General features: G+C 38.4%; 12 protein-coding genes and 1 pseudogene. 11 read left to right on the plus strand and 2 right to left on the minus strand.

Translation table 11 applies throughout. The annotated features are described in order from the left end of the window. Positions 1-119 precede the first annotated feature (119 nt). The 3 genes from CJZ72_RS10055 to CJZ72_RS10065 are packed head-to-tail and all read left to right on the plus strand — an operon-like array spanning position 120 to position 3,009. Positions 120-1,169, plus strand: a complete 1,050-nt coding sequence (locus CJZ72_RS10055) for a hypothetical protein (protein WP_081134409.1) — start codon at positions 120-122, stop codon at positions 1,167-1,169. Beyond that, a complete protein-coding gene (locus CJZ72_RS10060) occupies positions 1,166-2,425 on the plus strand; it encodes a tetratricopeptide repeat protein (RefSeq protein WP_005878560.1) in 1,260 nt (419 codons plus the stop codon). The genes CJZ72_RS10055 and CJZ72_RS10060 overlap by 4 nt, the downstream gene beginning before the upstream one ends. Before the next feature lie 5 nt (positions 2,426-2,430). Continuing rightward, a complete protein-coding gene (locus CJZ72_RS10065; protein ID WP_081134408.1) occupies positions 2,431-3,009 on the plus strand; it encodes a ReoY family proteolytic degradation factor in 579 nt (192 codons plus the stop codon). A gap of 89 nt (positions 3,010-3,098) precedes the next feature. Here CJZ72_RS10065 and CJZ72_RS10070 read toward each other — a convergent pair whose 3' ends face one another. Next, the gene (locus tag CJZ72_RS10070; protein ID WP_005878555.1) at positions 3,099-3,974 is read right to left on the minus strand and encodes a YitT family protein; all 876 of its coding nucleotides are present in this window, start codon (positions 3,972-3,974) and stop codon (positions 3,099-3,101) included. A 151-nt stretch (positions 3,975-4,125) separates the two neighbouring features. Between CJZ72_RS10070 and CJZ72_RS10075 the strand changes: the two genes are divergently transcribed. Further along, positions 4,126-4,461 (plus strand): nucleotide pyrophosphohydrolase, encoded by a 336-nt coding sequence (locus tag CJZ72_RS10075; RefSeq protein WP_005878553.1) that lies wholly within the window; start codon positions 4,126-4,128, stop codon positions 4,459-4,461. Between the two features lie 22 nt (positions 4,462-4,483). Next, on the plus strand, positions 4,484-5,695 hold the full coding sequence (locus CJZ72_RS10080) for a CCA tRNA nucleotidyltransferase (protein WP_095443804.1): 1,212 nt from the start codon (positions 4,484-4,486) through the stop codon (positions 5,693-5,695). A 61-nt stretch (positions 5,696-5,756) separates the two neighbouring features. On the opposite strand, the pseudogene CJZ72_RS15290 reads toward CJZ72_RS10080, so the two are convergent. Continuing rightward, positions 5,757-5,873, minus strand: a pseudogene (locus tag CJZ72_RS15290) (DUF3788 family protein); the annotation flags it as partial. Positions 5,874-5,997: 124 nt separating this feature from the next. Between CJZ72_RS15290 and CJZ72_RS10085 the strand changes: the two are divergent. The 6 genes from CJZ72_RS10085 to CJZ72_RS10110 all read left to right on the plus strand — a co-directional run bounded on the left by CJZ72_RS10085 (position 5,998) and on the right by CJZ72_RS10110 (position 12,732). After that, entirely contained in the window at positions 5,998-6,453 is a 456-nt protein-coding gene (locus CJZ72_RS10085; protein WP_005878550.1) for a hypothetical protein, read from the plus strand. A gap of 245 nt (positions 6,454-6,698) precedes the next feature. Further along, on the plus strand, positions 6,699-6,974 hold the full coding sequence (locus tag CJZ72_RS10090; protein ID WP_005878548.1) for a hypothetical protein: 276 nt from the start codon (positions 6,699-6,701) through the stop codon (positions 6,972-6,974). Positions 6,975-6,986: 12 nt separating this feature from the next. Further along, the gene (locus tag CJZ72_RS10095; RefSeq protein ID WP_081134406.1) at positions 6,987-9,086 is read left to right on the plus strand and encodes a cation:proton antiporter; all 2,100 of its coding nucleotides are present in this window, start codon (positions 6,987-6,989) and stop codon (positions 9,084-9,086) included. Between the two features lie 267 nt (positions 9,087-9,353). Further along, on the plus strand, positions 9,354-11,240 hold the full coding sequence (locus tag CJZ72_RS10100; protein WP_081134405.1) for an ABC-F family ATP-binding cassette domain-containing protein: 1,887 nt from the start codon (positions 9,354-9,356) through the stop codon (positions 11,238-11,240). 10 nt (positions 11,241-11,250) lie between these two features. Then, entirely contained in the window at positions 11,251-12,198 is a 948-nt protein-coding gene (locus tag CJZ72_RS10105) for a thymidylate synthase (RefSeq protein WP_081134404.1), read from the plus strand. Between the two features lie 18 nt (positions 12,199-12,216). Beyond that, entirely contained in the window at positions 12,217-12,732 is a 516-nt protein-coding gene (locus CJZ72_RS10110; protein WP_095443805.1) for a dihydrofolate reductase, read from the plus strand. Positions 12,733-12,780 lie beyond the last annotated feature (48 nt).

Below are 12,780 nucleotides of genomic sequence, written 5' to 3' on the forward strand. Positions count from 1 at the left end.
TTTAGAAATCTAGTTCTTATTTGCTCGGAGCTGTGCGCTTCTTTCACAACCTTTATACATATCTTATCCTTTTTCGTTTTTACTTACTAATGTTAAAATAAGGGAAAGGAGGGATGCACATGGAATTGGATTATGAGTTGCATGGTGAAACAGCTAAAATCTTTTATGCAGAAACTTTAGTTAGTCAGTTAAAGTCGCTGAAGATCGAGCAATCTGTGCTGTTTTTGACGAATCAGCGGTATTATGACTTATTTGCTGATAAAATCAATCAGTTGTTTGCGAATCCTCGTAAGATTGATTGGTACATCTGTGCAAACACGCAATGCAATCATTTGATCGAATTAAGCAATCTACTTACTTTTGCCAAACGTTATCCTGAAAATGAAGCATTCCTCATTATTGGTTTCGGAAACGAAGGGATCATGGACTTGGCTGGCTTTTTTCAAAAACATACACCGCTGGAATCGAAGCTATGGCTTATTCCAGTATCTATTCGCTCGATGGCTCGGGCATTGACACCAGAGCGAATCATTTTGCAGCTGCCTAACCAAGTTGTTCTTCAAACGCAGACCCTCCCAGAACGAATCGTCTACGATCAAACCATCAGTGAAAAACAAATCAGTGGCAAACAAATCGATTTTTTGACTTTTGCTTTTTGTGGGATCCTATGCGACCACTCATTTTTACAGACATTATATAAAAATTATCCAACTACGCAGCAGTTATACCATCGGCCATTTACTGGGATGTTGGAAGAAATGATCTATTTTTATCAAGAAGAGGCTGACAAACTCACAAATTATGGTAAACTGTTTGAACAAGCTTTTTATTTGTCAGAAAACGGGCATTTATTATCTGCTAGTATGAAAAAATTACTAGGGATGCTTTTCCAATTTGTTTGGAACGTAGAGATCACAAAGATGCCTTTTCAACTAAAAAATTTTTTTATATGGTTAAAGCATCTCAATTATCCAATCGGTTGGCCAGAGCAGCTATCGAAAACGGATTATTTAGAAAATGTTCTGCAATTAGCTGAAAAAAGCAAAAAAATTCTCATTTTGGAAGAAATCGGTATAATAGGTGGTTACCAATCACCAACTGAGAAAGAATTATTGAAAACTATGGCAACTTACGAAAAGATTGTCAATGAGATAAGAGGGATTAAATGAATACAAATAGTGAAAAGATGCTACAAGCATTATCAGAGGAAGACTTAACGCAAGCACAGCTATATCTAGCACAGGCTCTAAAAGAAGATCCAGCAGATGTATTAGCTGAATTGGGAGAAGAATTATTAGCGCTCGGTTTCTTAGAAGAAGCGAAACAAATCTATGAGCAGTTACTCGTACAATATCCTGAAAATGACGAGTTGAATATTCCATTAGCGGAGATTGCGATCGAAGACAATGAGATCGATCAAGCGTTTGATTATTTAGAACGAATTTCTAAAGACAGTGAATATTACCCACAAGCTTTATTAGCGATTGCTGATCTATATCAAGTAATTGGCATACCAGAGGTCAGTGAAGCAAAATTGAAGGAAGCAGCAGTGTTATTACCAGAAGAACCGCTGATCCAATTTGCTTTAGCAGAACTTTATTTTTCAGTTGATCGTTTTAAAGAAGCAGCAATGATCTATGAACGTCTGCTATCTTCTGACATAGATGAAATCTCTGGTATTTCTATGCAAGAACGCATGGGTCAATCGCTTAGCATGCAAGGAGAATTTGAAGCGGCGATCGAACCATTAGAGAAAGCACTCCAAGAGGAACGAACAGATGACCGTCTTTTCCAACTTGCTTTTACGAATCTTCAACTAAAAGAAAATGAAAAAGCCATCAATTACCTCCAAGAGTTGCGAGAAGTCAATCCGCAATATCAGTCTTTATATCTTTATTTAGGACAAGCATTACAGGAAGAAGAACTGATCGAAGAGGCTCAAAAAGTTTTAGAAGAAGGAATAAAGGAAAATCCATATCAAGTAGAACTTTATCACTTGGCATCAGAGAATGCGTTTCGACTTCATGATAAAGAAAAGGCTGAAAAGCTGCTGTTAGAAGCGCTTGAGTTAGGAGAAAAACAAGATGAAACGTTATTGACGTTAAGTAATCTTTATCTAGATGATGAAAGATATGAAGATGTGATCGAAGTCGTGAACCAGATGGAGGAAACAGCTAATCCTTATGCAGAATGGAATCTAGCCCATGCGTATAATGAACTAGAAGATTTCGCTGTAGCTGCTGTCCATTATGAACAAGCGTATCATGAACTAGAACATGAACCAGACTTTCTGAAAGAGTATGCCTTTTTCTTACGTGAGGAAGGACAACTAGAGCGAACACGAGAATTACTTACCCATTATTTAGAACATGAACCTGGAGATTTGGAGGCATTGTCAGTCTTAGATGATCTAGCAGAGAGGTGAGAAAGATGCTGATAGATGTAAGAGAAAAAAAGAATTTTTTGACTTGGATGGTGAATCACGTCTCTTTTAGTCGAAGGGAAGTTTTTTGGATCTTAAATTATTTAGCAAACCATGAAGCGATATTGAGTAATGTTCACTTCGTGGAGGGAGCCAACCAAGCAAACCGCGGCTTACAGATTAGTGATCTGTCTTTCGATGGGGAGCCAATGAAGCTGTTTTTGGAAGGAAAAGAATTTACCGATACAGATCAAATTTTTCATGAGATCCGTTTGAATTGGAAAAGACCATTATATGTAGAATGCTTATTTGAGAATGCGTGGCAAACACGAGAGTATTTAATGATATTGGAGGATAATCCTTTTGCTTCATGGGATGATTCGATCAGTGAAGAAGATGCAGAATTGATCGAACATTACTTTAAAGAAAAAGAGCAAGAAGCACGGTTGAAGATGCTCTATGCACAAATCGATCAAGCATTAGAAAAAAAAGACAAAGATGCATTTCTTGCATTGTCAGATGAGGTCAATCGGCTCATTCTCAAAAATAGTTCGGAAATGAGCGAGCATACACGAGAACGTCCGTAACAAGGCGTAAAAAAGTATTTTAAAACCCCGTATTTCCAAAGTCAGGAAATACGGGGTTATTTTGATGGCGAAATCAGGCAGTTTGGTTATTATAATCGCTTCAACAATTTTGTTTGAGGTTTAAGATAAGTGAACCCTTCTCCTTCTACTTCATGGACGTTGATCACAGAAACAAATGCTTTTTCATCAATATCATGGATGATTCGCTTCACTTCGGTTATTTCACTTGAACTAACGACGATGTAGATGATTTTCTTCGACTGTCCAGAGAAACCACCTTCACCAGATAAAAACGTCACACCGCGTTCTAAACCTGTCATAAGGAGTGGGGCAATCTCTTCATTTTTATTCGATACGACCAAAATTCCCTTAGCAGCGTAGCCACCGTCTAAAATCGAATCAATGACTCGACTAAATACGTAAGAGACGATCAAGGTGTACATCATTCGTTTTAGATCAATATAAGAAAGGGAAGCAAGTAGGACAATGACATCTAGCGCCAACAGCGAACGCCCCATGGAGATGCCATAATTTTTCTCTAAGATCCGTGCGATGATGTCACTACCACCGGTTGTTCCACCCATCCGATAAACGAGACCGCTACCGATACCAGCAACTAATCCAGCAAGTAACGATACGATCAGCAGATCATGTTGTAGATTGATCTGTAAAGGTACACGTTGCCAGATCCAAAGAAATGCAGACAGCGAGAGCGTACCTAAGACGGTGTAAGCCAAGGAACGTTTACCGAGGATCTTACCACCGATAAGGATCAACGGTATATTGATAAATAAGGTAGAATAGGCGGGATCGATCCCAAAAAGTGCTTTAAGTATCAAGGTGATACCTGATACACCGCCTTCTGCTAATTGATTAGCGATATTCAAATAAACTAGACCAAAAGCATAGATGCTTGTCCCGATAATGATAAGCACTATCTCTTTGATTGTTTTTAATGAAGTCATCAAATCCCTACTTTCAAATGATTAATTTTTCAAAATATTTCAACTTTTTACATTTCCTTACATAATGTAGCATGGAATATTCATTTTCACAATTGCTCTTGCCTAGGATTTGACAGAAAATTTTGGTAAGATAGTGTGTGAGGTGAAACAGATGAGTGACGAACGTTCATTAAAAAGTATGCAAAAAGAAGTAGATGACTATATCCAACAATTCAAGGTGGGCTATTTTTCACCGCTGGCGCAGATGGCTCGATTAACCGAAGAAGTAGGCGAACTAGCACGAGAAGTGAACCATACATATGGAGAAAAAAGTAAAAAGGCCTCTGAACCTGACAATTCTGTTGCGGAAGAATTAGGAGATGTATTATTTGTGACGATGATCATGGCGAATTCTTTAGAAATAGATCTAACGGAGATCTTTGAAAAGAATATGGCGAAATTCAATCAGCGAGATCATGATCGATTTGAACGAAATGAAGAGAAATAAGAGACACGGAAGAGGGAAAATGATGAAATTAAAAGAATTACCACAGGAGTATGAAAAAGCCATCCCAGTATTGAAAAAACTAGAGAATGCAGGTTTTGAAGCATATTTTGTGGGAGGAAGTGTCAGAGATACCCTTTTGAAACAAAACATTCATGATGTGGATATCGCTACAAGCGCATTTCCAGAAGAAATCAAACAACTTTTCCCGAAAACAATCGATATTGGTATCGAACATGGCACAGTGTTGGCTCTAGTTGACGATGAGCAATACGAAATCACCACCTTTCGTACGGAATCGACGTATCAGGACTATAGAAGACCTGATAGTGTTGAATTTGTCCGTTCATTGGAAGAAGATCTCAAGCGACGGGATTTTACCATCAATGCATTTGCTTTAAAGGAAGATGGACAAATCATTGATCTGTTTGACGGACTATCTGATTTAGAGAACCAGGTCCTTCGAGCTGTGGGAAACCCCCATGAACGATTCCATGAAGATGCGTTGCGCATGATGCGTGGCTTGAGATTTGTTAGCCAGTTAGGATTCGAACTTGAGGCAGAGACGGCGCTAGCAATCCAAGAAAACCATCATCTATTAGAAAAAATCTCTGTAGAACGTATCAATGTCGAGTTTGTCAAGATGTTGCTAGGACAAGAGCGTTCGGCAGGACTTCGTGCCTTTGTTGAAACAGAATGCTACGTTTATTGTCCAGGATTGAAGGAATATGGGGAAGCATTATTGCGTTTCGCTGATTTACCTAAAAAACCGTTGAGAACAGAAAGTCAGGCATGGACATTGCTGATCGATCAATTAGGTCTTGAAGAAAAAGAAATCCGTTCATTTTTAAAACAATGGAAATGTTCCAATCAGATGATCAAAGAGGTCCAGTTATTAGTATATGGATTGAAACAACGTAAACAGCACTTTTTAGAGGCACTTGATTTATACCGTTTGGGAAGAGAATCCGCTTTGAACGTAGAGGAGCTGATCGGCTATTTTGCTGAAACACCTGAGTTGCAGCAAGTGGCGGCAAATTATGACAAGCTTCCTATCAAATCGTTAAGTGAACTTTCTATTGATGGAAATCTATTGTTAGAAACAAGTCAAAAAAAGCCTGGAAAATGGGTAAGTGAAGCGTTGCAATTAGCTGAACTTGGCGTTATTACAGGAGCAGTTGCTAACGATAAAGATGAACTACTTGTTTATTTAAAAGAGCAAAATATAGGAATCTGACAATTCAAAGGTATTGCTCACGAGTGTGGGACAAAAGTAAGAAACACTTTTGTCTCATTCTTTAAAAACGAATAAACGGTGGGAGCAAAAGCAACTCCTTCTTAAATAAGCCGAAATCCACAAAAATTTGAAAAGCAATTTTCGTTGATTTCTTCTTATTTCTCGGAGTTAAACACTTCTATCCCAGCCTCATTCCCGTAGAGGATTTTCTGGTAAAAAAACGTTAGATGTGACCATGAAGCGATGTTTATGCTAAACTAAAGATGAACCAGAATAAATGACGTCAAAAAGGGGATTTTTTAATGAGTAAAGAAATGACAGCGCTAAAATTTTATTTCCGAAACGGCGAAACTTGGACAATCAACCGTCGCCATATCGGGGACTTGTGGATCAAACAAATTACAACTAGCTTTGGTCGGATCAACGGCAGTGAGTTCATGGAGATCCATCCATGTGCTGGATTTAAAATCGAAATCTTCCATGAAGGGGATTCAGTGGCAACGCATGATATCAATTTGGGCGGACTTGAGATGGGAATGTTCAATCGCGCATTGAAATATGAAGATATCGAACGCATGGAAATCCTATACCGTAATGGTACGCCAGACCTTGTTTATTTCCCATACCTTGATAAAGGAACAGAAGGTCTAGATAATCAATATCAATCAACAAAAATCAGTGAAAAAACAGGCAATCTTTATATCGTAATCAATCCAGAGCAACGAGTAGATGATGTTTATGGAGAATTTTTTGAATAGATCCGTCATGTGAGCCGGACGATCATAAGCCAAGAAGGGGAGGACAGTCGCGTATAAATGTCCATTTTCTTGGCTTTTTTCTGTACTTGCTATTTTATGTTTTTTGGAATAGAATAAGCTTCGGAAATTGAAGCAAACTTATGAACAGCTAAAAGTATAGAATAGCTTAAGAGAAACTTGGTTGTTTTTCATTTACACTAGCTTTTGTTATAATGGTAAAAGTTTGTATATAGGAGATCTTAAAAATGAGAGAGAGTTTTGAACAACAAAAAAAATTGTTGTATGATCGTTACGGCGTGTTTTCAATGGAAGATCGTCGTCAAATTCTTTGTAAGCTACGTAAAAGAAATATACTCATGTACCGCCAGTTAGAGCGCTTGAAACATGATCTATTGCGTTTGGAATCCAAACGCGTACAGTGTGAACTGGAAGGAAATGCGATTCAAGTCGAAGCGGTAGAAAATAAAATATTGAAAAAGAAAGAACAATTTCTGAAGGTACTTGCTCAAAATAAAAAATAAAGGGGATGGACCATGGAATTTGCAGAGTTAGTTATTGTATTTGCAGTAACGATTACGCTATCTAATATAGCTAGCCGCATCTTACCAATGATTCCAGCTCCACTGATACAAATATTCCTAGGAATTGTCTTAGGCTTGACTAAATGGGGGCAATCCATCAATTTTGAACCGGAATTATTTCTGGTCATGATCATTGCCCCATTGCTATTTAGAGAAGGTGAAAAAGCAGATATCTCCTCGATACTTAAAAACTTCGATACGATTTTGTTTTTAGCTTTCGGTGGTGTGATTTTGACACTGGTCGGAGTTGGAGTGACCTTATCTTTTCTATTACCAAGTGTCCCGATTGCCGCTTGTTTTGCTTTTGGTGCAGCACTCGGCCCGACCGATGCTGTAGCAGTCAGCTCATTGTCTGGACGAGTAAATATCCCTAAAAAGGCGATGCACATTTTGGAAGGCGAAGGATTGTTGAATGACGCATCTGGCGTTACCGCGTTTCAATTTGCGTTAGCTGCTTTGATCACCGGTTCATTTTCAGCAGTCCATGCTGGATTTAGTTTAGTGATCTCAAGTATAGGCGGAGCAGTTGTGGGTTTCTTACTTGTTTGGGTCAAAAGAAAAGTCATCAACTTGATTGAGAAAGCTTCGGCTAGGGATGTCACAGGCTATTTATTGATTGAATTGTTATTGCCATTTTTAGCGTATGTTTTAGCAGAAGTATTTGATGTTTCAGGAATCATTGCCGCAGTGGCAGCCGGAATACTACAGGCTTCCGGTTTTAGAAAAATCACGGTGTTTGATGCAGAATTATCGAGTTTATCCAATAGTACATGGACAACGATTGCCTTTACCCTTAATGCGTTAGTGTTCATTTTTCTAGGGATCGAACTTACACAAGTCTTTTCACCTGTTTGGGGAGATGGTGTCTATCCAAACGGCTTGCTCCTAGCAACGATTTTGTTGATTTCTGTTATCTTGTTTGTGATCCGTTTTGTATCGATCAGCCTCTTTTATATCTTCAAAGATGGTTTTGAAAATTGTAAAAAACAATTGAATGAAATATTGATCTTGACGTTTGGTGGAGTAAAAGGAACAGTGAGTTTAGCAACGATCTTTATCCTACCTTTTTCGATCAATAACATGATGTTCTACCAACGATCGTTACTTTTGTTTTTGACCGCCGGAGTGATCTTGGTTACTCTGATCGTGGGTATCGTTGTGTTACCAATGTTGACTGAAACAGAAGAAGCGAAAAGCACGGATCTGAATGCATTGATGATCTTAGAAGAAGTTGTTGCTATATTAAAATCTGAAATGAAACAATTAGACAAGGATTCCAAAGAATTTTTAGCGACAGATGCGGTGATCGAAAACTATCAGGAACGGATTCGTGATTTATATTTAGCAGATCTTTCTGACGATGAGAAACAAGAAGTACAGGAGATCCAAGCACTCATACTATCGATCGAACGTGACGGATTAGATGAAAGTTTTCGTTCAGGAAAGCTTTCTGCTAATGGCTATCGTTTTTATTCTCGTTTTCTTTCGAACTTCGAGCACTCGATCACTAGTCAATTTCTCTCATTCGTCGGTTTTTGGTTTATCTTCGTTCGTCGATTGATCCGGATCATTTTGCATCCTAAGATGTTCTGGGAACGACGCCATTCTGATCGACAAACATTTATTTCAGAAAAAGATATACAGGAAATCCGAAATACCTATCAAAAAAATACACAATTGATCATTGAAAGTTTAGAAAACTTAACAGATGTTTACGATGAAACAATGGTTGATTTTTTTATTCAACAAAGAAAAATCCAAGGAATCAAAATGGTTTCAGGAAATCTTATTTCAGCGTGGCTGATCCAACAAGATAGTCTGTTTTCGAAAAGAATGCTGCGAGGCTATTACCTTGAACGTAAAATCGTTGATGAGTATGAAGAAGCAGAAAAGATAACGACATTTTCTGCGAACATTTACCGTAAAAATATCAACTTATTAGAATCCTATACAATGAATAAACCAACCGATAATTTTTCGTTTAGATTTGCTTTAAGAAAGAGGAGAAAACCTTTATCTGAAGCAGAAATGAACGATAGCAATGAAAAATGAATTCGTTGATTAGCAGCGAATAGTTGAAAACTTTCTTTCGGCTATTCGCTGTTTTTTATACTACGATCTAGACAAAACTGGAAGAGCAAAGAGCTACTCCATCGGAAAATAAATGGAAATTCACAAATACTTGAAAAGCGATTTCCATGAATCCTTTTTTATTTCTTGGCGTGAAATATTTCTGTCTCGACCGCTCCTTTTTATTAGAAAAACATATCTAAAAACAAATTGTTTATGATACAATGTCCAAGACGAGGAGGGAATGTATTGAAAGAATTAAAAGTAACTGACCTCAAAAAAACTTATGGAGAAAAAGATTTGTTCGATGGAATCTCCTTTTTGATCCATGAAAAAGATCGTATTGGTCTGATTGGGACAAATGGGACTGGGAAAACAAGTCTATTAAATATTTTAGCGGGAATCGATACAGGTGACGGAGATCGTCAGACTGTTTTTTATCCGAATGATTACCGAATTGGTTATCTTTCACAAGCATCAGCATTGGATGAAGGTTTAACGGTGCTACAAGCTGTTTTTCAAGGGAATAGCCCGATGATCCGTGTAGTAAGAGAATACGAAGAGGCGCTGATTGCTCTGTCTGCAAATGGGGATGATCCAGCAATCCAAAAACGTTACTCAAAAGCCGAAGAACAGATGAACAAAGAAGATGCTTGGACGACTGATACAAATGCTAAAATCATTTTACAGAAATTAGGCATCAGTGAATTAGAGAAAAAAATCGGTGAACTTTCTGGTGGGCAAAAGAAACGCGTAAGTTTAGCTCAAGTGTTAATCGATGAACCTGATTTACTATTATTAGATGAACCAACGAACCATCTTGATTATGAAGCAATCGAATGGTTAGAAAATTATCTTAGACAATACCGCGGCGCATTGCTGATGGTCACACATGATCGTTATTTCCTAGACCGCGTGACAAATCGAATCTTTGAACTTGCGTTTGGAAAACTCCACGAATACAAAGGAAATTATGAAGCCTATGTACTAGAAAAGGCAGAAAGAGACCGCGTGGAAGTTGAGCAGGAAGAAAAACGAAAACGTCTTTACAAACAGGAATTAGCTTGGATGCGTGCTGGAGTACAAGCAAGGGGAACAAAACAGCAGGCACGGATCAATCGATTTGAGGACCTCAAAGAAAATCTCTATCAAGTGAATCACGAAGAAGATCTTGAGTTGAATATCGCAACAAAACGTTTAGGGAAAAAAGTATTAGAAATAAAAGACGGTAGCTATGCTATTGATGGCAAACAGCTATTGGATCATTTTGAGTTATTGATCCAATCAAAGGAACGACTAGGTATTACTGGGAAAAACGGTGCTGGAAAATCAACATTACTGAATATCTTAGCAGGTCGTATCCCATTAGACAAAGGAACACTGTCGGTAGGAGAAACAGTACGTTTCGCTTACTACACGCAGGAAAATGAAGAAATGAATCCTGAAAAACGGATGATTGCTTATTTACAGGAAGCGGCAGAGGAAGCACAAACGGCGGATGGTACGCAGATCGGTGTAGCAGAATTACTCGAACGATTTTTGTTTCCACGATTTATGCATGGAACGTTGATCAAGAAACTTTCTGGTGGCGAAAAACGTCGCTTGTATTTGTTGAAATTATTGATCCAACAACCGAATGTGTTGCTTTTAGATGAACCAACGAATGATTTGGATATTGCGACTTTAACGATTTTAGAAGATTATTTTAGAAGTTTCCCAGGAGCTGTGATCACAGTTTCCCATGACCGTTATTTCTTAGATAAAGTTGCAGAAAAACTGTTGGTGTTCCAAGGAGATGCAAGACAAGTATTATATTATGGAAATATGTCGAGCTACTTGAGCAAACAAAAAGAAGCAGAGCAAACAAGTGACAAAACAAAAAGAAAAATAGAACCAGTAAAAGAAGCGGCAACGAAAAAGAAGCTTTCTTATATGGAACAAAAAGAATGGGAAACGATTGAAGATGAGATCGCTGTACTTGAAGAAAAGATCGACCAACTTCAAGAAGAAATGAATCATCAAGGAGATGATTTTACTCGCTTGCAGGAGTTGCAAACAGAGGTTTCACAGACTGAAAGTAAACTAGAAGAAAAGATGGCACGATGGGAATACCTAAGTGAATGGGCAGAAGAATAGGAGGAGTAACATGGAGCAAGCATATCTCGATTTAGGAAGAAAACTACTCGAAGAAGGACATGAAAAAGGCGATCGTACGGGTACAGGTACACGGAGCATATTTGGGTACCAAATGCGGTTTGATCTGCAAAAAGGCTTTCCATTACTGACGACTAAACGTGTTCCTTTCGGATTGATCAAAAGTGAATTGCTGTGGTTTTTAAAAGGAGATACGAATATCCGTTTTCTGTTGCAAAACAATAATCACATTTGGGATGAGTGGGCATTTGAACGTTATGTCAAAAGCGACGAATATCAAGGTCCTGACATGACAGACTTTGGTCACCGCAGTTTGACTGATCCAGTATTCAACGAGCAATACAAAGAACAACATCAGCTATTTTGTGAAAAAGTCTTGACTGACGATGCCTTTGCTAGAAAATTTGGCGATCTTGGACACATCTATGGATATCAATGGCGTCATTGGGAAACAAAAGAAGGGGGCTTCATTGATCAAATCAAAGAAGTGATTGAATCAATCAAAAAAACACCCGATTCAAGACGTTTGATCGTTTCAGCATGGAATCCAGAAGACGTACCAAGTATGGCATTACCACCGTGTCATACAATGTTTCAGTTCTACGTTGCTGACGGTCGTCTCAGCTGTCAGTTATACCAACGGAGTGGCGATGTCTTTTTAGGCGTACCATTCAATATTGCAAGTTATGCGTTATTGACACATCTGATCGCACATGAAACAGGTCTAGAAGTCGGAGAATTCATCCATACTTTAGGCGATGCACACTTGTATTCCAATCATGTCGAGCAAATGAAAGAACAATTATCACGCGAGGTTCGTGCATTTCCTACATTGAAGTTGAACACAGAAAAAGCCTCTGTTTTTGATTTTGATATGGAAGATATCAAAGTAGAAGGATATGATCCACATCCTTCTATCAAAGCACCTATCGCAGTATAAGATAGAGAGGATGAGCGTATGTTAGCTGCAATCTGGGCACAAGATGAGAATGGTTTGATTGGAAAAGAGAATAAGCTACCTTGGCGATTACCCAACGATCTGAAATTCTTCAAACAAATGACTGAATCGAACACTCTGGTCATGGGCAGAAAAACGTTTGAAGGAATGGGGAGTCGTCCGCTGTCAAATCGTCACACGATTGTATTGACGCACAATCGGGATTATACAGCAGAAGGTGTAATGGTGATGCATAGTATAGACGAAGTGTTAGCGTATGAGAAGGAAACGGATGGAATTATTTTTATTGCTGGAGGATCAACGATTTACAAGGAATTTCTCCCTTTTTGTACAGTCCTTTATCGTACAGTGATCCATCACACGTTCGAAGGCGATAGCTACTTTCCTACGCTTGACTGGGAGGATTGGTCAATGATCAATGTCAGTCAAGGAGAAACAGATGAAAAAAATCGTTACAATCACCAATTTGAAACCTATCAAAGAAAAGAAAACCAATCAGAAGAGTCTCCTGAATAAAAAAGATGAGTGTGAGGCAAAAGTAAAGAATACTTTTGCCTCACACTC

This window comes from Enterococcus durans (assembly GCF_002277935.1).
Lineage (GTDB): Bacteria > Bacillota > Bacilli > Lactobacillales > Enterococcaceae > Enterococcus_B > Enterococcus_B durans.

What these genes read in the sequence shown, in the direction of transcription:
- CJZ72_RS10065 (WP_081134408.1), top strand. Translation starts at nt 2,431, where the DNA reads ATGCTGATAGATGTAAGAGAAAAAAAGAATTTTTTGACTTGGATGGTG.
- CJZ72_RS10070 (WP_005878555.1), bottom strand. Translation starts at nt 3,974, where the DNA reads ATGACTTCATTAAAAACAATCAAAGAGATAGTGCTTATCATTATCGGG.
- CJZ72_RS10055 (WP_081134409.1), top strand. Translation starts at nt 120, where the DNA reads ATGGAATTGGATTATGAGTTGCATGGTGAAACAGCTAAAATCTTTTAT.
- CJZ72_RS10085 (WP_005878550.1), top strand. Translation starts at nt 5,998, where the DNA reads ATGAGTAAAGAAATGACAGCGCTAAAATTTTATTTCCGAAACGGCGAA.
- CJZ72_RS10095 (WP_081134406.1), top strand. Translation starts at nt 6,987, where the DNA reads ATGGAATTTGCAGAGTTAGTTATTGTATTTGCAGTAACGATTACGCTA.
- CJZ72_RS10090 (WP_005878548.1), top strand. Translation starts at nt 6,699, where the DNA reads ATGAGAGAGAGTTTTGAACAACAAAAAAAATTGTTGTATGATCGTTAC.
- CJZ72_RS10075 (WP_005878553.1), top strand. Translation starts at nt 4,126, where the DNA reads ATGAGTGACGAACGTTCATTAAAAAGTATGCAAAAAGAAGTAGATGAC.
- CJZ72_RS10080 (WP_095443804.1), top strand. Translation starts at nt 4,484, where the DNA reads ATGAAATTAAAAGAATTACCACAGGAGTATGAAAAAGCCATCCCAGTA.
- CJZ72_RS10105 (WP_081134404.1), top strand. Translation starts at nt 11,251, where the DNA reads ATGGAGCAAGCATATCTCGATTTAGGAAGAAAACTACTCGAAGAAGGA.
- CJZ72_RS10060 (WP_005878560.1), top strand. Translation starts at nt 1,166, where the DNA reads ATGAATACAAATAGTGAAAAGATGCTACAAGCATTATCAGAGGAAGAC.
- CJZ72_RS10110 (WP_095443805.1), top strand. Translation starts at nt 12,217, where the DNA reads ATGTTAGCTGCAATCTGGGCACAAGATGAGAATGGTTTGATTGGAAAA.